The organism is Streptomyces sp. NPDC054794 (assembly GCF_053611585.1).
Genome location: NZ_JBSHAQ010000005.1, coordinates 86,378 through 106,575, shown reverse-complemented (window position 1 = coordinate 106,575; position 20,198 = coordinate 86,378). Strand labels below are relative to the sequence as shown.

Genomic DNA, 20,198 nt, shown 5'->3' with positions numbered 1-20,198 from the left:
CTCGGGAGGGACGCGTGGGATCGTCAAGTCCGACGTACAGGGGAGGCGACGATGCCCAGTAGCCGGACCGGGGGCCGGGCGCCCGCGCAGCGGGCCGTCAAGCGGCCCGCCGCCCCCCGCCCACCGCGCGACAATCCCCTGCGACGCGCCCTCATCCGTGCCCGCAAGGCCTGGGACCGGCCGCTGACCGCCTACTACCTGATCCTCGGCGGCAGCCTGCTGATCACCGTGCTGGGCCTGGTCATGGTCTACTCGGCCTCGCAGATCACCGCGCTCCAGCTGTCGCTGCCGGGGTCCTACTTCTTCCGCAAGCAGTTCCTCGCGGCGGCCATCGGCGGCGGACTGCTGTTCGCCGCCTCCCGCATGCCGGTGAAGCTGCACCGGGCGCTCGCCTACCCGATCCTGGCCGGCGCCGTCTTCCTGATGGTCCTGGTGCAGGTGCCGGGGATAGGAATGGCGGTCAACGGCAACCAGAACTGGATCTCCCTCGGCGGCTCCTTCCAGATCCAGCCCAGCGAGTTCGGCAAGCTCGCGCTGGTGCTGTGGGGCGCGGACCTGATCGCGCGCAAGCAGGAGAAGAAGCTGCTGACCCAGTGGAAGCACATGCTGGTGCCGCTGGTGCCGGTCTCCTTCCTGCTGCTCGGGCTGATCATGCTCGGCGGCGACATGGGCACGGCGATCATCCTCACCGCGGTCCTGTTCGGCCTGCTGTGGCTGGCGGGCGCCCCGACCCGGCTGTTCGTCGGCGTGCTCTCGGTCGCCTCCGCGATCGGTGTGATCCTCATCAGGACCAGCCCCAACCGCATGGCCCGGCTCGCCTGCATCGGCGCCACCGAGCCGAAGTCCGGCGTCGCCGACTGCTGGCAGGCCGTGCACGGGATCTACGCGCTCGCCTCCGGCGGACTCTTCGGATCCGGTCTCGGTGCGAGTGTGGAAAAATGGGGCCAACTCCCCGAAGCCCACACCGACTTCATCTTCGCCGTCACCGGTGAGGAACTGGGCCTGGCAGGGACGCTGTCGGTGCTCGCCCTCTTCGCGGCTCTAGGCTATGCGGGTATCCGCGTGGCCGGACGCACGGAGGACCCCTTCGTGAGGTATGCCGCGGGAGGCGTGACCACCTGGATCACCGCCCAGGCGGTGATCAACATCGGTGCGGTGCTCGGTCTGCTGCCGATCGCCGGTGTCCCCCTCCCGCTGTTCTCCTACGGAGGATCCGCCCTGCTGCCGACCATGTTCGCCATCGGGTTGCTGATCGCCTTCGCGCGCGACGAGCCCGCTGCGCGGGCGGCGCTTGCCATGCGGCAACCTCGTTTTGGTAGAAAGCGGGGGGCTGGGGGCTCAGTGGTGACACGGGGCCCCCGGAGATGGAACACGATGCGACGGCGTGCCTCAGGGGCGCGTTCGTCCGGAGAGCGGTGAATTTCGGTGCATGTCGTACTCGCCGGTGGGGGGACCGCCGGCCACATCGAGCCCGCGCTCGCCCTCGCGGACGCCCTGCGCAGGCAGGACCCCACCGTGGGGATCACGGCCCTGGGCACCGAGCGCGGCCTGGAGACCAGGCTCGTCCCGGAGCGCGGCTATGAGCTGGCGCTGATCCCGGCGGTCCCGCTGCCCCGCAAGCCCACCCCCGAGCTGATCACCGTCCCGGGCCGGCTGCGCGGCACGATCAAGGCGGCCGAGCAGATCCTGGAGCGCACCAAGGCGGACGCCGTGGTCGGCTTCGGCGGCTACGTCGCCCTGCCCGGCTACCTCGCCGCCAAGCGCCTCGGCGTGCCGATCGTGATCCACGAGGCCAACGCGCGCCCCGGTCTGGCCAACAAGATCGGCTCCCGGTACGCGGCCCAGGTCGCCGTCTCCACGCCCGACAGCAAGCTGCGAGGCGCGCGCTACATCGGCATCCCGCTGCGGCGCTCCATCGCGACCCTGGACCGGGCCGCCGTGCGTCCCGAGGGCCGCGCCCGCTTCGGCCTGGACCCGAACCTGCCCACGCTGCTCGTCTCCGGCGGTTCGCAGGGCGCCCGCCGCCTCAACGAGGTGGTCCAGCAGGTTGCTCCCTGGCTCCAGCAGGCCGGCATCCAGATCCTGCACGCGGTCGGCCCGAAGAACGAACTGCCGCAGGTGCAGCAGATGCCGGGGATGCCTCCGTACATCCCGGTAAGTTACCTGGATCGGATGGACCTCGCGTACGCCGCGGCCGACATGATGCTCTGCCGCGCGGGCGCGATGACCGTCGCCGAGCTCTCCGCCGTCGGACTCCCGGCCGCCTATGTCCCGCTGCCCATCGGCAACGGCGAACAGCGGCTGAACGCCCAGCCGGTGGTCAAGGCCGGCGGTGGCCTGCTGGTCGACGACGCGGAGCTGACGCCCGAGTGGGTCCAGCAGAATGTCCTGCCCGTGCTCGCCGACCCGCACCGGCTGTACGAGATGTCCCGTGCCGCCAGCGAGTTCGGCCGCCGCGATGCCGACGACCTGCTCGTCGGCATGGTGTACGAGGCCATCGCCTCGCGCCGTTAGGACCGTATGACGAAAGGGCAGTGAGCGTGGCCGGACCGACGACCGCCGAGCGCGGTGAACGCCAGCAGGAGTCGTCCGGCCCGCCGCTCGTCCGGCGTTTGAGAAACCCCCGCTTTCGTATGATCGTCATTCTGGCCGTCGCCCTCGTGCTCCTCGGCGGCGGTTCCGTTTGGGTGTTGTACGGCTCCGCGTGGACGCGCGTGGAGCAGGTGGCGGTGTCCGGGACGCGCGTGCTGACGCCGGCGCAGGTGCGCCAGGCCGCCGACGTACCGGTCGGGGACCCGATCATTTCCGTCGACACCGATGCCATCGAGGCCCGACTCCTCCGGAAATTGCCCCGAATTGACGCGGTTGAGGTCGTCCGTTCCTGGCCTCATGGAATCGGGCTGAAAGTGACCGAGCGCACTCCGGTTCTCCTTGTCCAAAAGGATGGAAAGTTCATCGAAGTGGACGGCAAGGGTGTCCGTTTCGCCACGGTTTCGCGGCCGCCGAAAGGCGCCCCGACCCTTGAATTGACCGTGTCCCGCTCGGGTTCGTCCGCCGCGAGCCTGCGGCGTTTCGGGTCGGACCGGCTCGTGCGGGAGGCGGTGCGGGTCGCCCGCGCCATTCCGGCCGCCGTCGCGCGCGACACCCGGGTCGTCAAGGTCCGTTCATACGACGACATCTCGCTGGAGTTGGGCGGCGGCCGCACGGTCGAGTGGGGCAGCGGCGAGAACGGCCACGCCAAGGCCCGGACCCTCACCGCCCTGATGAAAGCTGCGGCGGGCGCACGGCACTTCGATGTCAGTGTCCCCACCGCCCCTGCGTCATCAGCGAGTTGACGCACATCAGCGCAGGCCAGCACCCTGGTTGGGCACCGCTATGGCTGATCACATAGGGTGAAAAGAAAAACGGGAGGTTCGGCGTGTTCGTTGAACGTGCGCCACTTGTCGACTTAGTGTCCTGTTCAGAAGACTTCAAGGAACAGACACACTGGTAACCCTAAACTTCAGCGTTAGGGTTCGGGTCGGCACTCGGACCGTCCCATTCGGCATCAGTCGTCGGAGCGCGGGGACCCGCGAGACGACGGCAACGTAATTCGAGGCGAGAGGCCTTCGACGTGGCAGCACCGCAGAACTACCTCGCAGTCATCAAGGTCATCGGTGTCGGCGGCGGTGGTGTCAATGCCATCAACCGGATGATCGAGGTCGGTCTCAAGGGCGTCGAGTTCATTGCCATCAACACGGACGCGCAAGCGCTGTTGATGAGCGACGCCGACGTCAAACTCGACGTCGGCCGTGAACTCACCCGCGGACTCGGCGCAGGAGCCAACCCGGCCGTCGGCCGCAAGGCCGCCGAGGACCACCGCGAGGAGATCGAGGAGGTCCTCAAGGGGGCCGACATGGTCTTCGTGACGGCCGGTGAAGGCGGCGGCACCGGCACCGGCGGCGCGCCCGTCGTGGCCAACATCGCGCGCACCCTGGGCGCCCTCACCATCGGCGTGGTCACGCGCCCGTTCACCTTCGAGGGACGGCGTCGCGCCAACCAGGCCGAGGACGGCATCGCGGAACTGCGCGAAGAGGTCGACACCCTCATCGTCATCCCGAACGACCGGCTGCTGTCCATCTCGGACCGCCAGGTCTCGGTCCTGGACGCCTTCAAGTCGGCCGACCAGGTCCTGCTCTCCGGTGTCCAGGGCATCACCGACCTCATCACCACCCCCGGACTGATCAACCTCGACTTCGCCGACGTCAAGTCGGTCATGTCCGAGGCGGGCTCGGCCCTCATGGGGATCGGCTCGGCCCGCGGCGACGACCGCGCGGTGGCCGCCGCCGAGATGGCGATCTCCTCGCCGCTCCTGGAGGCCTCCATCGACGGCGCCCGGGGCGTGCTGCTCTCCATCTCCGGCGGCTCCGACCTCGGCCTGTTCGAGATCAACGAGGCCGCCCAGCTGGTCAGCGAGGCCGCCCACCCCGAGGCCAACATCATCTTCGGCGCGGTCATCGACGACGCACTCGGCGACGAGGTCCGGGTGACCGTGATCGCCGCCGGCTTCGACGGCGGCCAGCCGCCGGCCCGCCGGGACAACGTCCTCGGCTCGGCCTCCACCTCCTCCCGCCGCGAGGAGCCGGCCCCGGTGCGGCAGCCGGATCGTCCGTCCTTCGGCTCGCTCGGCAGCGTGACCCCGAAGGAGGAGCCGGAGCCGACTCCGGTCGCGGTCAACGAGCCCCCGGTCCTCCCGCAGGTTCCGCCGCCGGCGCCGCGCAGCTACTCGGACAGCGCGGTCGAGGAGCTGGACGTGCCGGACTTCCTGAAGTGATAGGACAGCGCGACACCGTGAACGGCGCGCACTTCGCCTTCACCGACAGGTGGGGCGGGGTGAGCGCCGTTCCGTACGAGGAGCTCAACCTGGGCGGGGCCGTCGGTGACGACCCCGCCGCCGTACGGGCCAACCGCGAGGCGGCGGCCGGATCCCTCGGGATCGATCCGGGCCGGGTGGTCTGGATGAACCAGGTGCACGGCGCCGACGTGGCCGTGGTGGACGGACCCTGGGGGGACCGGCCCGTGCCGGAGGTCGACGCGATCGTCACCGCCCGGCCCGGTCTGGCCCTCGCCGTCCTCACCGCCGACTGCGTGCCGGTCCTGCTCGCCGACCCCGTCGCCGGGGTCGCGGCCGCGGCCCACGCGGGTCGGCCCGGGCTGGTCGCAGGCGTCGTCCCCGCGGCGGTCCGCGCGATGATGGAACTGGGCGCCGAGCCCTCCCGGATCGTCGCCCGCACCGGCCCCGCCGTCTGTGGTCGGTGTTACGAGGTGCCGGACGTGATGCGCGCCGAGGTGGCCGCCGTGGAGCCGGCGGCGCACTCCGAGACGAGCTGGGGTACGCCGGCGGTCGACGTGAGCGCCGGGGTGCACGCGCAGCTCGAACGGCTCGGGGTGTGCGACCGGGTGCAGTCGCCGGTGTGCACGCTGGAGTCGCGTGACCACTTCTCCTACCGCCGCGACCGCACCACCGGGCGGCTCGCGAGCTATGTGTGGCTGGACTGATGGGGCATGACGGATCGTAAGGCTGAACTCGCCGGAAATCTGGCGAAGGTGGACGAACGCATCGCCGCCGCGTGTGCGGCCGCCGGACGCAAGCGGGAAGAGGTGACCCTGATCGTGGTCACCAAGACCTACCCGGCGAGCGATGTGCGGATCCTGTCCGAACTCGGCGTGCGCCATGTGGCCGAGAACCGGGACCAGGACGCGGCACCCAAGGCCGCCGCTTGCTCGGATCTGTCCCTTAATTGGCACTTTGTCGGTCAATTGCAGACCAACAAGGTGCGATCCGTGGTCGGTTACGCGGATGTCGTGCAGTCCGTCGACCGGGCCCGGCTCGTCGCGGCTCTTTCGAAGGAGGCCGAGCGCGCCGGGCGCGAGGTGGGGTGCCTCATCCAGGTGGCCCTCGACGCGGGCGCGAGCGGGCGAGGGGAGCGGGGCGGCGTGGCGCCCGGCGGAATCGAAGAGTTGGCCGACCTCGTCGCCGACGCCGCGGGACTGCGGCTCGACGGGTTGATGACGGTCGCTCCGCTCACGGGGGAGTACGCGGGACGCCAACAGGCGGCGTTCGAGCGGATGATGGATTTGTCGACCGACGTGCGCCGAGCCCATCCGGCTGCGAACATGGTGTCCGCGGGGATGAGTGCGGACCTCGAACAGGCCGTGGCGGCCGGAGCGACACATGTACGCGTCGGCACCGCGGTACTCGGAGTCCGCCCCAGGCTCGGGTAACGTCGCCAAGAAGTCGGACCACAGCAGAAAATATGGTCAATGCCGCCGAAAGGTGGCGCAACGACCGCGTGGATCGCAGGACTTGGCAGTCGCCAGTCGATCCACCACAGAGCGGAGGACTCAGAGCATGGCCGGCGCGATGCGCAAGATGGCGGTCTACCTCGGCCTCGTGGAGGACGATGGGTACGACGGCCGCGGATTCGACCCCGACGACGACTTCGAGCCCGAACTGGACCCGGAGCCCGAGCGAGACCACCGACGGCACGAGCCGTCACACCAGTCGCACGGTGCACACCAGTCCCAAAGGGGCGAATCGGTGCGAGTGGTACAGCCTCCGGCGCCACGCGAACCGGTGTCGCATTCCGCTTCGCTGCCCGCTGAATCCGGGCGTCCGGCGCGGATCGCGCCCGTGGCGTCCATCACACAAGAACGTCAGTCCCTGGAGAAGAACGCACCGGTGATCATGCCCAAGGTCGTGTCGGAACGAGAGCCGTACCGGATCACCACGCTTCACCCCCGGACCTACAACGAGGCCCGTACCATCGGGGAACACTTCCGTGAGGGCACCCCTGTGATCATGAATCTGACTGAGATGGATGACACAGATGCGAAGCGACTTGTCGACTTTGCGGCGGGATTGGTGTTTGGTCTTCACGGCAGCATCGAGCGGGTGACGCAGAAGGTGTTCCTGTTGTCGCCTGCTAACGTCGATGTCACGGCGGAGGACAAGGCCCGCATCGCAGAGGGCGGGTTCTTCAACCAGAGCTGAGACGCAAGGCCGGAAAAGCACTACCCAGCAGCACGGAAACAGGGGAGAGGGAAGCACGGGTCATGAGCGTGGTCCTGGATGTCATCTACATCGCGCTGATGTGCTTCCTCATCGTGCTGATCTTCCGGTTGGTCATGGACTACGTCTTCCAGTTCGCCCGCTCATGGCAACCCGGCAAGGCGATGGTGGTCGTTCTGGAGGCCACCTACACTGTCACCGATCCACCGCTCAAGCTTCTGCGGCGGTTCATCCCGCCGCTGCGTCTCGGGGGCGTGGCGCTCGACCTGTCCTTCTTCGTACTGATGATCATTGTTTACATCCTGATCTCGATCGTGAGCCGGCTGTGAGCGATGTGAACTACCGTCTTGCCGATGCCGACGACTACGTTGAGGTGAAGAGATGCCGTTGACCCCCGAGGACGTGCGGAACAAGCAGTTCACGACCGTCCGCCTCCGAGAAGGCTATGACGAGGACGAGGTCGATGCCTTCCTCGACGAGGTCGAAGCCGAGCTGACCCGCCTGCTCCGCGAGAACGAGGACCTGCGCGCCAAGCTGGCCGCGGCTACGCGTGCTGCTGCCCAGAACCAGCAGAACATGCGCAAGCCCCCGGAGCCGCAGGACCAGGGACCGGGCATGCCTCAGCAGGGGATGCGAGGTCCCGGCGCTCCGGTGCCCGCCGGCATATCGGGCCCGCCGCAGCAGCAGATGGGTGGCCCCATGGGTGGTCCGCCCCAGCTGCCGAGCGGCGCCCCGCAGCTGCCCGCCGGTCCCGGCGGTCAGGGCGGCCCGCAGGGTCCCGGTCCGATGGGTCAGGGCCCGATGGGTCAGGGTCCGATGGGTCAGGGTCCGATGGGTCAGGGCCCGATGGGTGGCCAGCCGCCCATGCAGCAGATGGGTGGTCCGATGGGCGGCCCCATGGGCGGTCCGATGGGCGGCCCCGGTCAGGGCCCCGGTGGCGACAGCGCCGCCCGTGTCCTCTCGCTGGCCCAGCAGACCGCCGACCAGGCGATCGCCGAGGCTCGTTCCGAGGCCAACAAGATCGTCGGCGAGGCCCGCAGCCGCGCCGAGGGTCTGGAGCGTGACGCCCGCGCCAAGGCCGACGCCCTGGAGCGGGACGCGCAGGAGAAGCACCGCGTCGCGATGGGCTCCCTGGAGTCCGCTCGCGCCACGCTGGAGCGCAAGGTCGAGGACCTGCGCGGCTTCGAGCGCGAGTACCGCACGCGACTGAAGTCGTACCTGGAGTCGCAGCTGCGTCAGCTGGAGACCCAGGCCGACGACTCGCTCGCGCCGCCGCGCACCCCGGCCACCGCCTCCCTGCCGCCGTCCCCGGCGCCCTCGATGGCTCCGGCCGGTGCCGGTGCCCCGTCCTACGGTGGCAACCAGACGATGGGTGGCCCCCCGATGCCGCCGGCCCCGTCGTACGGCGGCCAGCAGCAGATGTCCCCGGCGATGACCCAGCCGATGGCTCCGGTCCGTCCGCAGGGCCCCGGCCCGATGGGCCAGGCTCCCTCGCCGATGCGTGGGTTCCTGATCGACGAGGACGACAACTGACGGCCGGCACGGTCAGTAGTACGCCGTAGGCATCGGCAGCGTTCAGGGCGGGACCCCGGACTTCGGTCCGGGGTCCCGCCCTTTTTACGCGTGTTGCGGCCGATGTCGGCCGGGGCCGGACGCACAGCGCCCCGGGAGCGCCGACCCGGGAACCGTAGAAGCGCAGAAACGGGTCGGGGCCCGGCCCTCGTGAGAGGACCGGGCCCCTAGGAGCCTGGTGACTACGCCTTGCGCAGACGGAACGTGAGCGACAGGCCCTCGTCCGTGAACGTCTCGCCGTAGCTGTCGTCCGCCTCGCCCTGGGCGAAGTCGGTCGCCAGGACCTCGTCGGCGATCAGCTCGGCGTGCTCGCCCAGCGCCGCGACGACCGCCGGGTCCGTGGAGGTCCAGCGCAGCGCGATGCGGTCGGCCACGTCGAGGCCGCTGTTCTTGCGGGCCTCCTGGATCAGCCGGATCGCGTCACGCGCGAGACCCGCCTGGCGCAGCTCCGCCGTGATCTCCAGGTCGAGGGCGACCGTGGCACCGGAGTCGGACGCCACCGACCACCCCTCGCGCGGGGTCTCCGTGATGATCACCTCGTCTGGGGCGAGCGGGACCGTCTCACCGTCGACCTCCACCGACGCCGTGCCCTCGCGCAGCGCCAGGGACAGCGCGGCCGCGTCGGCGGCGGAGATGGCCTTGGCCACGTCCTGGACCCGCTTGCCGAACCGCTTGCCCAGGGCGCGGAAGTTCGCTTTGGCGGTGGTGTCCACCAGGGAACCGCCGACCTCGGACAGCGACGCCAGGGAGCTGACGTTCAGCTCCTCGGTGATCTGCGCGTGCAGCTCGCGGTCGAGGGACTCGAAGCCCGCGACCGCCACCAGGGCGCGGGACAGCGGCTGGCGGGTCTTGACGCCCGACTCCGCGCGCGTGGCGCGGCCGAGCTCCACCAGGCGGCGGACCAGGACCATCTGCTTCGACAGCTCCGGGTCGATCGCCGACAGGTCCGCCTCGGGCCAGGACGCCAGGTGCACCGACTCCGGGGCGCTCGGGGCCACCGGCACCACCAGGTCCTGCCAGACCCGCTCGGTGATGAACGGGGTCAGCGGGGCCATCAGCTTGGTGACCGTCTCGACGACCTCGTGCAGGGTGCGCAGCGCGGCCTTGTCGCCCTGCCAGAAGCGGCGGCGCGAGCGGCGGACGTACCAGTTCGACAGGTCGTCGACGAACGCCGACAGCAGCTTGCCTGCGCGCTGGGTGTCGTACGCCTCCAGCGCCTGCGTCACCTGGTCGGTGAGCGCGTGCAGTTCGGAAAGGAGCCAGCGATCGAGAACGGGCCGCTCGGCCGGGGCCGGGTCGGCCGCGGACGGGGCCCAGTTCGACGTGCGCGCGTACAGGGCCTGGAAGGCGACCGTGTTCCAGTAGGTGAGGAGCGTCTTGCGGACGACCTCCTGGATGGTGCCGTGGCCGACGCGACGCGCCGCCCACGGGGAGCCGCCGGCCGCCATGAACCAGCGCACCGCGTCCGCGCCGTGTTGGTCCATGAGCGGGATCGGCTGCAGGATGTTGCCCAGGTGCTTGGACATCTTGCGGCCGTCCTCGGCGAGGATGTGGCCGAGACACACGACGTTCTCGTACGACGACTTGTCGAAGACCAGCGTGCCGACGGCCATCAGCGTGTAGAACCAGCCGCGGGTCTGGTCGATCGCCTCGGAGATGAACTGCGCCGGGTACCGGCTCTCGAACAGCTCCTTGTTCTTGTACGGGTAGCCCCACTGCGCGAACGGCATCGAACCCGAGTCGTACCAGGCGTCGATGACCTCGGGCACGCGCGTGGCCGTCTTCCCGCAACCGTCATGACGGCAGGCGAAGGTGACGTCGTCGATGTACGGGCGGTGCGGGTCGAGGGCGGACTGGTCGGTGCCGGTCAGCTCGGTCAGCTCCGCGCGGGAGCCGACGACCGTGAGGTGGTCGTCCTCGCAGCGCCAGATCGGCAGCGGGGTGCCCCAGTAGCGGTTGCGGGACAGCGCCCAGTCGATGTTGTTGTTCAGCCAGTCGCCGAAGCGGCCGTGCTTGACCGTCTCCGGGAACCAGTTGGTCTTCTCGTTCTCTTCGAGGAGGCGGTCCTTGACGGCCGTCGTGCGGATGTACCAGGACGGCTGCGCGTAGTAGAGCAGCGCGGTGTGGCAGCGCCAGCAGTGCGGGTAGCTGTGCTCGTACGGCAGGTGCTTGAAGAGCCGGCCGCGCTGCTGGAGGTCCTCGGTGAGCTTTTCGTCCGCCTTCTTGAAGAAGACGCCGCCGACCAGCGGGACGTCCTCCTCGAAGGTGCCGTCCGGGCGGACCGGGTTGACCACCGGCAGACCGTACGCGCGGCAGACCTTGAGGTCGTCCTCACCGAAGGCCGGGGACTGGTGCACCAGACCCGTACCGTCCTCGGTGGTGACGTACTCGGCGTTCACCACGTAGTGGGCGGGCTCGGGGAACTCCACGAGCTCGAACGGACGTTGATACGTCCAGCGCTCCATCTCGGCGCCGGTGAAGCTCTGGCCGGTGCGCTCCCAGCCCTCGCCGAGCGCCTTCTCGACCAGCGGCTCGGCGACGACGAGCTTCTCCTCGCCGTCCGTCGCGACGACGTAGGTGACCTCCGGGTGCGCGGCCACCGCCGTGTTGGAGACCAGGGTCCAGGGGGTCGTCGTCCACACCAGGAGCGCGGCCTCGCCGGCGAGCGGACCGGAGGTGAGCGGGAAACGGACGTACACGGACGGGTCGACGACCGTCTCGTAGCCCTGCGCCAGCTCGTGGTCCGACAGGCCGGTGCCGCAGCGCGGGCACCAGGGGGCGACGCGGTGGTCCTGGACCAGCAGGCCCTTGTCGAAGATCTCCTTGAGCGACCACCAGACCGACTCGATGTACTCGGGGTCCATCGTGACGTAGGCGTCGTCGAGGTCGACCCAGTAGCCCATGCGGGTCGTCAGGGCGGCGAAGGCGTCGGTGTGGCGGAGCACGGACTCACGGCACTTGGCGTTGAACTCGGCGATGCCGTACGCCTCGATGTCCTGCTTGCCGGAGAAGCCGAGCTCCTTCTCGACCGCCAGCTCCACCGGCAGGCCGTGGCAGTCCCAGCCGGCCTTGCGGGCCACGTGGTAGCCGCGCATGGTGCGGAAGCGGGGGAAGACGTCCTTGAAGACACGCGCCTCGATGTGGTGGGCGCCGGGCATGCCGTTGGCGGTGGGCGGGCCCTCGTAGAACACCCACTCCGGGCGGCCCTCGGACTGCTCCAGGCTCTTGGCGAAGATCTTCTGCTCGCGCCAGAAGTCGAGCACGGCGTGCTCAAGCGCGGGCAGGTCGACCTGGGCGGGTACCTGGCGATACGTCGGCGCTGTCATCTGCGAGCTTCCTCCAACGGACTTTCTGCCTTCCGTCGGAGGGACGAGAGCCGTATCTGCTACGTACGCCGTGTGCGGCGCGCTCCCGCGGTACCACCCTCCTTGGCCCGCCGTACGCCGTACGCGCCGGTGAGCCCCCTCATTGGGGTCGCGAAGCCGGTTCTACCGGCCCCCGGGCCTTCCCTGGGGCTTTCTTCCGGCGGCTCCGGGGTGATCTTCGCGTCGCGCTCGCCCCCGGGCTCCCACCGTCCCCGGGTCGCTCTGGGCTGCGTACGCCGCTACTCGTCCCCATCCACGCTTTTCGCTCCGCCCAGTGTACGGCGCGCCGGGGACAGCGGCCGACCGGATTTCCGGGTGCGGGTGCCGGGGAGCCCGGCTGGTGGCAGGATGCCCCAAATGGCGAGGTACGCGTGTTCGGATCCTGGGATGCCGGGCTCGGCGGATTACCCGGCGGGGAGCTGGGCACAACGGATGCAGGCTTGCGGAGCGGCATGCGCGAGCCGGGCGAATCGGGCGGTGCGTCCCGTTGCCGCGGGACTCAAGTCGATTTATCGTCCCAGCACGATTCGCGAGCAAGATCACAATATGTGAAGGGGCCGCGGCCATGGTGGCGAAAAAGACCGCCGTACAGCAGTCGGCGTCCAGCGGGGCCAGGGCCACGGCGGCCTCCGGCGGTGCGGATGCCCCCGGCGCGGTCAAGGACGTAGGGGGGAAGAAGAGCACGGCCCGGTCGGGCGGGAAGAAGAACGCCCGGGCGGAGGGCGCCGTCGCGGAGAGCGCGGCCAAGGGGAACGGCGGCGCCGGGAAGGCCGCAGTGAGGAAGCCGGCGGCCGAGAAGAAGTCCGCCGCCGGGAAGGCGGCCGGGAAGACCGTCGCCGCGGCCACGGCCGCGAAGAGAACCGCGGCGAAGGAGACGGTCGCCAAGGGGAAGGCGGCCGAGGAGACGGTGGCCGAGGCGACGGCGGCGAGCCAGGAGGCCGCCGATCGGAAGGCCGTCCCCAAGAACGCGAAGAGCACCAAGAGCACCAAGAGCGCGAAGAGCACCAAGAACGCCAAGAGCACCAAGAACGCGAAGGACACGAAGAACCCGAAGAAGACGGATGCCGAGGAGGTCGCCTCCGGCGACGGCACCCCCAAGGGCGCGAGCAGGAAGAGCACGGCCAAGAAAGCGGGCGCGGCGCGGGCCGCGAAGCAGACGGGAGCCACGACGGTGGTTGCGAAGAAGACTCCTGGCACGGCCACGGCGGCGAAGACCGCCGTCCCCAAGGCACGGGTCGCCGCGGCGGCGGAGCCCGGCGAGCTCGCGGTGCGCCCGGGCGAGGACCCGTGGACCCCCGAGGAGGTCGAGGAGGCGCGCTCCGAGCTGCTGTCCGAGGGGGCGCGGCTGCGCGCCGAGATCACGTCCTCCGAGGAGTCCATCGCCGGCCTGATGCGGGACTCCGGGGACGGTGCCGGAGACGACCAGGCGGACACCGGTACGAAGAACATCACCCGCGAGCACGAGATGGCGCTGGCGGCCAACGCGCGCGAGATGCTCGTCCAGACCGAGCGCGCCCTGCAGCGGCTGGACGCGGGCACGTACGGCCTGTGCGAGATCTGCGGCAACGCCATCGGCAAGGCCCGTATGCAGGCCTTCCCGAGGGCAACCTTGTGCGTCGAGTGCAAGCAGAAGCAGGAACGTCGCTCCTGAGCAGGTGGGTCGTCCGGGGCGTGCCGTACGCTCGTCCTCAGTCAGGCACCTAGGTTGAGGGACTCACGTGACAGAGGCGGAGCGCATCATCGGTACGCCGGACACCCCGGAGGACAGCGGCGAGCGGCCGGCGGCGGCTGGGGCGGCCTCCGCGTCCGGTGCGGCGTCCGGTGCGGACGAGCGGGAGAGCGCGGCCGAGCGGCCCCGGGGCAGGCGCCGGATCGCGGTGCTGTTCGCGGTGGCGGCCTTCGCGTACGCCCTCGACCTGATCAGCAAGATGCTCGTGGTCGCGAAGCTGGAGCACCACGCGCCGATCAAGGTCGTGGACGGCTGGCTGGAGCTCAACGCCATCCGCAACCCGGGGGCGGCCTTCGGCTTCGGCGAGGCCTTCACGGTCATCTTCACGGTGATCGCGGCGGCCGTGATCGTGGTGATCATCCGCCTGGCCCGCAAGCTGTACAGCCTGCCCTGGGCGATCGCGCTCGGCCTGCTGCTCGGCGGGGCGATCGGCAACCTCACCGACCGGATCTTCCGTACGCCGGGGCTCTTCGAGGGCCAGGTCGTCGACTTCATCGCGCCCAAGGGCTTCGCGGTCTTCAACCTCGCCGACTCGGCGATCGTCTGCGGCGGCATCCTGATCGTGCTCCTGTCGTTCCGCGGGCTCGACCCGGACGGGACCGTCCACAAGGACTGAGGTGTCCGACAAGGACTGAACCGTCCCCCAGGGGCTGAGGGGGGCGGAGGGCGCGTTGACGGTCCGGTCGGACCCGTCCGGCATACTCGTCGGGTGAGCACGATTCCCGAGATCCGTACCCTGCCCGTACCCGACGGCCTGGAGGGCGAGCGCGTCGACGCCGCCATCTCCCGCATGTTCGGCTTCTCCCGTACGAAGGCGGCGGAGCTGGCCGCCGCTGGCAAGGTGCAGGTCGACGGCGCCGTGGTCGGCAAGTCCGAGCGGGTCCGCGGCGGGGCCTGGCTGGAGGTCGAGATGCCGCAGGCGCCCGCTCCGGTGCAGGTGGTGGCCGAGCCGGTCGAGGGCATGGAGATCGTGCACGACGACGATGACGTGGTCGTGATCGTCAAGCCGGTCGGCGTGGCCGCGCACCCGTCGCCGGGCTGGAGCGGCCCGACCGTGATCGGCGGCCTGGCCGCCGCCGGCTACCGGATCTCGACCTCGGGCGCCGCCGAGCGTCAGGGCATCGTGCACCGCCTCGACGTCGGCACGTCGGGCCTGATGGTGGTCGCCAAGTCCGAGTACGCGTACACCTCGCTCAAGCGCCAGTTCAAGGAGCGCACGGTCGACAAGCGCTACCACACGCTCGTCCAGGGCCACCCCGACCCGACCAGCGGCACCATCGACGCCCCCATCGGCCGCCACCCCAACCACGACTACAAGTGGGCGGTCACGGCCGAGGGCAAGCCCTCGGTGACCCACTACGACCTCATCGAGGCCTTCCGCGCCGCCTCCCTGCTCGACGTGAAGCTGGAGACGGGCCGCACCCACCAGATCCGCGTCCACATGTCCGCCCACCGCCACCCGTGCGTGGGCGACCTGACCTACGGCGCCGACCCGACGCTCGCCAAGCGGCTGCGCCTGACCCGCCAGTGGCTGCACGCCGTCCGGCTCGGCTTCGAGCACCCCGGGGACGGGCAGTGGGTCGAGTTCGCGTGCGACTACCCCGAGGACCTGCAGCAGGCGCTGGAACAGGTCCGCGAGGAGACCTGGGCATGAGCGCCGGGTACACGGTCCGGATCGTCGAGGACCTGACCGACCGCGAGGCGTGCTTCGCGGTGCGCAAGGAGGTCTTCGTCGTCGAGCAGAACGTCCCCGAGGACATCGAGTACGACGAGTACGACGCGGTCGCGGTGCACGTGCTGGCGGTCCGGGAGGACGGCGTACCGCTCGGCACCGGGCGGCTGCTGTACGGCCAGGAGGCCGCCGCCAGGACCGGCGGTGACCCCTCGCTGGGCGCCCTGGGGCGGCTCGCCGTCACCCCAAAGGCGCGCGGACTGGGTGTCGGCGTCGCCCTGGTGCGGGTCATCGAGGCGGCGGCCCGCGCGCGTGGCCTGACGGCGGTCGACCTCCACGCCCAGACGCAGGCCCTGGGTTTCTACGAGCGACTCGGCTACGAGGCGTACGGCCCGGAGTACCCGGAGGCGGGGATCCCGCACCGGGCGATGCGCCGCGCCCTGTAGCGGCGGCGCCGAAAGGGCCGGTCAGAAGGGTCGCGTGGCAGGCTTGAGGCCTGCTGTGTGACCCGTCGACTCCCGGAGCGCCCGCCGTGGATCAGCTGGCCCTGTTGTTCGTGTTGCTGCTCGGGGCCCTGATCAGCGTGCCGGTGGGGGACCGGTTCGGACTGCCCGCGCCGGTGCTGATGACGCTGTTCGGGATCGTTCTCGCGGTGCTCGACTTCGTGCCGAACGTGAACATCCCGCCGGAGCTGATCCTGCCCACGCTGCTTCCGCCGTTGCTCTACGCGGCGGTGCGGCGCACCTCCTGGCGTCAGTTCGCCGCGAACAAACGGCCGATCTTCCTGCTGGCCGTGGCCCTGGTGTTCGTCACCACGATCTGCGTGGCGGCCGTCGCCCACGCGATCGTGCCCGGGCTGCCGGTCGCCGCCGCCGTGGCGCTGGGCGCGCTGGTCGCCCCGCCCGACCCGGTCGCCGCCACGGCCGTCGCCGGGCAGCTCGGGCTGCCGCGCCGGTTGGTGTCGATCCTGGAGGGCGAGGGGCTGTTCAACGACGTCACGGCGATCGTGCTGTACCACGTGGCGATCGCCGTCGTCGTCAGCGGCTCGTTCTCGCCCTGGCAGGCCGGACTGGACCTGGTGCTGTCCGCGGTGGTCGCGCTCGCCGTGGGGCTCGCCCTCGGCTGGGGCGCGAACAAGCTGCTGGACCTGTTGGACGACGCGACCCTCCAGATCGGCCTGACCCTGCTGGTGCCGTACGTGTCGTACGTGATCTCGGAGGAGCTGCACGGGTCCGGGGTGCTCGCCGTGCTCACCACGGCGCTGTTCCTCGCCGAGTACGCCCTCGACGCCGACGACGTGATGACCCGGCTCGCCGGGCACGCCTTCTGGGACATCGTCGACACGCTGGTCACCGGCGTGGCGTTCGGGCTGATCGGGCTCGAACTGCACAACGCGATCCGGACGGCCTCCGGGCGCTGGCCCGACCTGCTCGGCTGGGCGGCCACGATCGTCGTCGTGGTGCTGCTCGTACGGCTGGTGTACCTGCTGCCCGCGACCTGGCTGACCAAGCGGCTGCACGCCCGGCGGGACCACGACGAGGACATCCCGATGAGCTGGCGGGAGACCGTCGTCATGTGGTGGGCGGGGATGCGCGGGGTGGCCTCGGTGGCGCTGGCGCTGGCCATTCCGCTGCGGACCTGGGACGGGTCGCCCTTCCCGGACCGCGACGAGATCGTGTTCATCGCCTTCGGGGTGATCATGTCGACGCTGGTGCTCCAGGGGCTGACTTTGCCGTGGCTGGTGAAGCGGCTGCGGGTACGGGCCGACACCGAGCGGGAGAAGGAGTTCGAGAAGGAGCTGGCGGTGCGGGCGGCGAAGGCGGCGCGGGGGAGGCTGACGGAGATCGAGGAGGTCGAGGAGCTGCCGGAGGAGCTGTCCGAGCAGATGCACCGGCGGGCCTTCGACATCGGCCTGCGGATCAGCCCGGACCTGGGCGAGGAGGAGCGGCGGGAGGCCCATCAGCAGCGGGTGCGGCGGCTGAGGCGGGTACGGCAGATCCAGAACGAGATGCTCAGCGCGGCGCGGCACGAGGTGCTCGCGGCGCGGAGCGAGCCGGGGGCGGATCCGGAGATCGTGGACCGGGTGCTGCGGCATCTGGACGTACGCAGCCTGAAGTGAGCTCGGGTGAGTTCGCGTGATCTCCACCGTGACCCTGCGGGGCGGCGGTCATATGAACACATGGCGGTTGTGGATATCCGCAGGCCCGGTCCGCGTTCCGCTCGTACTCTCGGATCATGGCTCGCAACATTGTGATCAGTGGTGGCGGTACGGGAATCGGGCTGGCGGCCGCGCAGGCGTTCGCGGCGGACGGGGATCAGGTGCTGCTGCTCGGGCGGCGCGCCGAGGTGCTGGAGAAGGCCGGGGTGCCGGGGGCGCTCACCCGTGCGGCCGACCTTCGTGACCCGGCGGACGTGCGGGGCGTGGCCCGGTTCGTCGCCGAGCGGCTCGGCACCGTGGACGTGCTCGTGCACAGCGCCGGGGGCAACGGAGGCCTCGAACCCGAGGACGGCGGCGAGGACGCGCTCGACGCCGTCGCGCACGACTGGACGGTCAACTTCCGGCTCAACACCCTGACCTCCGTGCTGCTCACGGAGGCGCTGAAGGAGCGGCTGGCGGAACCGGGCGGCCGGGTGCTGTTCCTGAGCTCCATAGCGGCCTACCGCGGGTCGGGCAGCGGGGCCTACGCGGCGTCCAAGGCGGCCCTCCATCCGTATGCCCATGATCTGGCCCGGCAGCTGGGCCCGCGCGGCATCACCGTGAACGTGGTGGCGCCGGGGTACATCGAGGACACCGACTTCTTCGGCGGCCCGATCGAGGAGGCGCGGCGGGAGCGGCTCGTCGACGAGACCGCGACCGGCCGGGCCGGGACGCCCGGGGACGTCGCCGCCACCCTGCACTGGCTGGCCTCCCCGGGCGCCGGGCACATCACCTCGCAGATCATCCAGGTCAACGGCGGAGCCGAACGAGGGCACTGACGAGCGGCGGGGTCAGCCCCGGCCCGTCCGGGGCTGCTCGGGCAGGCGCCGCGTCCCCGCGCCGTCGAGGGAGGGGAGGTGGCCGGGCGGCAGCACCGCGTCCGCCGTGTTGACCCGGGGCAGGGCGTAGGGATGCTCCGCGCACAGCCAGCCGATCATCTGTTCACGGACCGTGACCCGGACCTTCCACACGTCGTCCGCGTCCTTGGCGGTGACCAGCGCGCGGACCTGGAGGGTGTTCGGCGTGGAGTCGGTGACCGCGAGCCCGTAGTCGCGGCCGTCCCAGGCCGGGCACTCGCGCAGGAGGTCCCGGAGCTTCTCGCGCATCAGCTCGATCGGCGCGGTGTGGTCGAGGTGCCAGTAGACGATGCCGGTCATCTGCGGGGTGCCGCGCGACCAGTTCTCGAAGGGTTTGGAGGTGAAGTACGACACCGGCATGGTGATCCGGCGCTCGTCCCAGGTCCGTACGGTCAGGAAGGTCAGCGTGATCTCCTCGACCGTGCCCCACTCGCCGTCCACCACGACGGTGTCGCCGATCCGCACCATGTCGCCGAAGGCGATCTGCAGCCCGGCGAACAAGTTGGAGAGCGTGGACTGGGCGGCCACACCGGCGACGATGCCCAGGATTCCGGCGGAGGCCAGCAGGGACGCGCCGGCCGCGCGCATCGCCGGGAACGTCAGCAGCATCGCCGCGGCGGCGACCACGCCGACGACCGCCGCCACCACGCGCATGATCAGCGACACCTGGGTGCGGACCCGGCGGACTCGGGCCGCGTCGTGGTGGACACGGGCATAGCGGGTGTACGTCGTCTCGACGATCGCCGCCGCGATCCGGATCATCAGCCAGGCCACCGACCCGATCAGCACCAGTGTCAGCGTCCGGCCGATGCCGACCCGGTGGGCCTCCAGCAGCTGCGCCTGGTCGTAGGAGCCTCTGAGCAGGGCCGCGCACAGCATCAGCTGGTAGGGGATCCGGGCGCGGCGCAAGAGGCCCCACAGGGGCGTCTCGTTGTGCCGTTCGTCGGCCTTGCGCAGCAGCAGATCGGTGGCCCAGCCGATGAGCAGCGTGAGGACGACGGCACCGCCGACCACGACGAGAGGGCGCAGTACGTTCTCCATGCCTCCGAACGTAACCGGCATCGGGCGGTGATGAACATGTGTGTTCGCGAGCGGAGTGGGTACGGCCGCGGTGCGGCACTGACGTATCCGGCTGGCACCATGGCCCCATGAACATCATGCTCTTTCACTCGACCTATGGCCTCAGGCCCGCGGTGCGCGCCGCGGCGGACCGGTTGCGGGCCGCGGGCCACGAGGTGTGGACGCCGGACCTGTTCGCGGGGCGCACGTTCGAGACGGTCGAGGACGGCATGGCGTTCAAGGACGAGATCGGCAAGGACGAACTGCTGAAGCGAGCCGTCCTGGCGGCGGCGCCCTATTCGGAACGGGGGCTGGTGTACGCGGGGTTCTCGCTCGGTGCCTCCGTCGCGCAGACCCTGGCGCTCGGCGACGAGAAGGCGCGCGGGCTGCTGCTCCTGCACGGCACGTCGGACATCGCGCCGAACGTCTCGGTGGACGACCTGCCGGTCCAGCTGCACGTGGCCGAGCCGGACCCGTTCGAGACGGACGACTGGCTCGGCTCCTGGTACCTGCAGATGGGCAGGCTGGGCGCGGACGTCGAGGTCTACCGGTACGCCGGGGCCGGCCACCTCTACACCGACCCCGAGCTGCCGGACTACGACGAGGAGGCCGCCGAGGCCACCTGGCGGGTGGCACTCGGCTTCCTCGACAGTCTGCGGACCGCCTAGCGCGGACCCCCTGGCGCGGACCGGCTGG

18 protein-coding genes are annotated in these 20,198 nt (G+C 70.5%); 16 read left to right on the top strand and 2 right to left on the bottom strand.

The window, feature by feature from the left end:
- Positions 1 to 51: 51 nt before the first annotated feature.
- From ftsW to ACWGKT_RS06825, 9 genes are all read left to right on the top strand, one after another.
- The gene (ftsW, locus tag ACWGKT_RS06865; protein WP_453272782.1) at positions 52 to 1,419 is read left to right on the top strand and encodes a putative lipid II flippase FtsW; all 1,368 of its coding nucleotides are present in this window, start codon (positions 52 to 54) and stop codon (positions 1,417 to 1,419) included.
- Positions 1,420 to 1,425: 6 nt separating this feature from the next.
- Positions 1,426 to 2,514, top strand: coding sequence for an undecaprenyldiphospho-muramoylpentapeptide beta-N-acetylglucosaminyltransferase (gene murG / locus ACWGKT_RS06860; RefSeq protein ID WP_356140754.1), 1,089 nt, complete (start codon positions 1,426 to 1,428; stop codon positions 2,512 to 2,514).
- 26 nt (positions 2,515 to 2,540) lie between these two features.
- The gene (locus ACWGKT_RS06855) at positions 2,541 to 3,335 is read left to right on the top strand and encodes a cell division protein FtsQ/DivIB (protein WP_356140753.1); all 795 of its coding nucleotides are present in this window, start codon (positions 2,541 to 2,543) and stop codon (positions 3,333 to 3,335) included.
- Between the two features lie 278 nt (positions 3,336 to 3,613).
- Positions 3,614 to 4,813 carry a cell division protein FtsZ gene (gene ftsZ / locus ACWGKT_RS06850; protein ID WP_356140751.1) on the top strand — a complete coding sequence of 400 codons (1,200 nt, stop codon included), beginning with the start codon at positions 3,614 to 3,616 and terminating at the stop codon, positions 4,811 to 4,813.
- On the top strand, positions 4,810 to 5,538 hold the full coding sequence (gene pgeF / locus ACWGKT_RS06845; protein WP_453272781.1) for a peptidoglycan editing factor PgeF: 729 nt from the start codon (positions 4,810 to 4,812) through the stop codon (positions 5,536 to 5,538). The genes ftsZ and pgeF overlap by 4 nt, the downstream gene beginning before the upstream one ends.
- A 6-nt stretch (positions 5,539 to 5,544) precedes the next feature.
- Positions 5,545 to 6,264 carry a YggS family pyridoxal phosphate-dependent enzyme gene (locus ACWGKT_RS06840; RefSeq protein WP_356140747.1) on the top strand — a complete coding sequence of 240 codons (720 nt, stop codon included), beginning with the start codon at positions 5,545 to 5,547 and terminating at the stop codon, positions 6,262 to 6,264.
- Positions 6,265 to 6,391: 127 nt separating this feature from the next.
- Positions 6,392 to 7,033, top strand: a complete 642-nt coding sequence (locus ACWGKT_RS06835; RefSeq protein ID WP_356140745.1) for a cell division protein SepF — start codon at positions 6,392 to 6,394, stop codon at positions 7,031 to 7,033.
- A gap of 62 nt (positions 7,034 to 7,095) precedes the next feature.
- Entirely contained in the window at positions 7,096 to 7,380 is a 285-nt protein-coding gene (locus ACWGKT_RS06830; RefSeq protein WP_016435858.1) for a YggT family protein, read from the top strand.
- Positions 7,381 to 7,432: 52 nt separating this feature from the next.
- Positions 7,433 to 8,584, top strand: coding sequence for a DivIVA domain-containing protein (locus ACWGKT_RS06825; protein ID WP_356140742.1), 1,152 nt, complete (start codon positions 7,433 to 7,435; stop codon positions 8,582 to 8,584).
- A gap of 221 nt (positions 8,585 to 8,805) precedes the next feature.
- Here the strand turns inward: ACWGKT_RS06825 and ileS are convergent, their stop codons facing one another.
- Positions 8,806 to 11,949: an isoleucine--tRNA ligase gene (ileS, locus tag ACWGKT_RS06820; RefSeq protein ID WP_453272780.1), complete on the bottom strand. Its 3,144-nt coding sequence runs from the start codon at positions 11,947 to 11,949 to the stop codon at positions 8,806 to 8,808.
- 604 nt (positions 11,950 to 12,553) lie between these two features.
- Here ileS and ACWGKT_RS06815 point away from each other — a divergent pair.
- From ACWGKT_RS06815 to ACWGKT_RS06790, 6 genes are all read left to right on the top strand, one after another.
- Positions 12,554 to 13,639, top strand: coding sequence for a TraR/DksA C4-type zinc finger protein (locus ACWGKT_RS06815; protein WP_453272779.1), 1,086 nt, complete (start codon positions 12,554 to 12,556; stop codon positions 13,637 to 13,639).
- Between the two features lie 67 nt (positions 13,640 to 13,706).
- Positions 13,707 to 14,333, top strand: a complete 627-nt coding sequence (lspA, locus tag ACWGKT_RS06810) for a signal peptidase II (RefSeq protein WP_453272778.1) — start codon at positions 13,707 to 13,709, stop codon at positions 14,331 to 14,333.
- Positions 14,334 to 14,426: 93 nt separating this feature from the next.
- Complete coding sequence (locus ACWGKT_RS06805; protein WP_235456443.1) at positions 14,427 to 15,371, top strand: RluA family pseudouridine synthase; 945 nt, start codon at positions 14,427 to 14,429, stop codon at positions 15,369 to 15,371.
- Entirely contained in the window at positions 15,368 to 15,835 is a 468-nt protein-coding gene (locus ACWGKT_RS06800; RefSeq protein WP_453272777.1) for a GNAT family N-acetyltransferase, read from the top strand. Before ACWGKT_RS06805 ends, ACWGKT_RS06800 begins: the two co-directional genes overlap by 4 nt.
- An 86-nt stretch (positions 15,836 to 15,921) precedes the next feature.
- Positions 15,922 to 17,508 (top strand): Na+/H+ antiporter, encoded by a 1,587-nt coding sequence (locus tag ACWGKT_RS06795; RefSeq protein WP_453272776.1) that lies wholly within the window; start codon positions 15,922 to 15,924, stop codon positions 17,506 to 17,508.
- A 116-nt stretch (positions 17,509 to 17,624) separates the two neighbouring features.
- A complete protein-coding gene (locus ACWGKT_RS06790) occupies positions 17,625 to 18,365 on the top strand; it encodes an SDR family NAD(P)-dependent oxidoreductase (protein ID WP_453272775.1) in 741 nt (246 codons plus the stop codon).
- Between the two features lie 12 nt (positions 18,366 to 18,377).
- On the opposite strand, the gene ACWGKT_RS06785 is transcribed toward ACWGKT_RS06790, so the two are convergent.
- The gene (locus tag ACWGKT_RS06785; RefSeq protein ID WP_356140730.1) at positions 18,378 to 19,484 is read right to left on the bottom strand and encodes a mechanosensitive ion channel family protein; all 1,107 of its coding nucleotides are present in this window, start codon (positions 19,482 to 19,484) and stop codon (positions 18,378 to 18,380) included.
- Between the two features lie 107 nt (positions 19,485 to 19,591).
- Here ACWGKT_RS06785 and ACWGKT_RS06780 point away from each other — a divergent pair, with 107 nt between their 5' ends.
- Positions 19,592 to 20,170, top strand: coding sequence for a dienelactone hydrolase family protein (locus tag ACWGKT_RS06780; protein ID WP_453272774.1), 579 nt, complete (start codon positions 19,592 to 19,594; stop codon positions 20,168 to 20,170).
- Positions 20,171 to 20,198 lie beyond the last annotated feature (28 nt).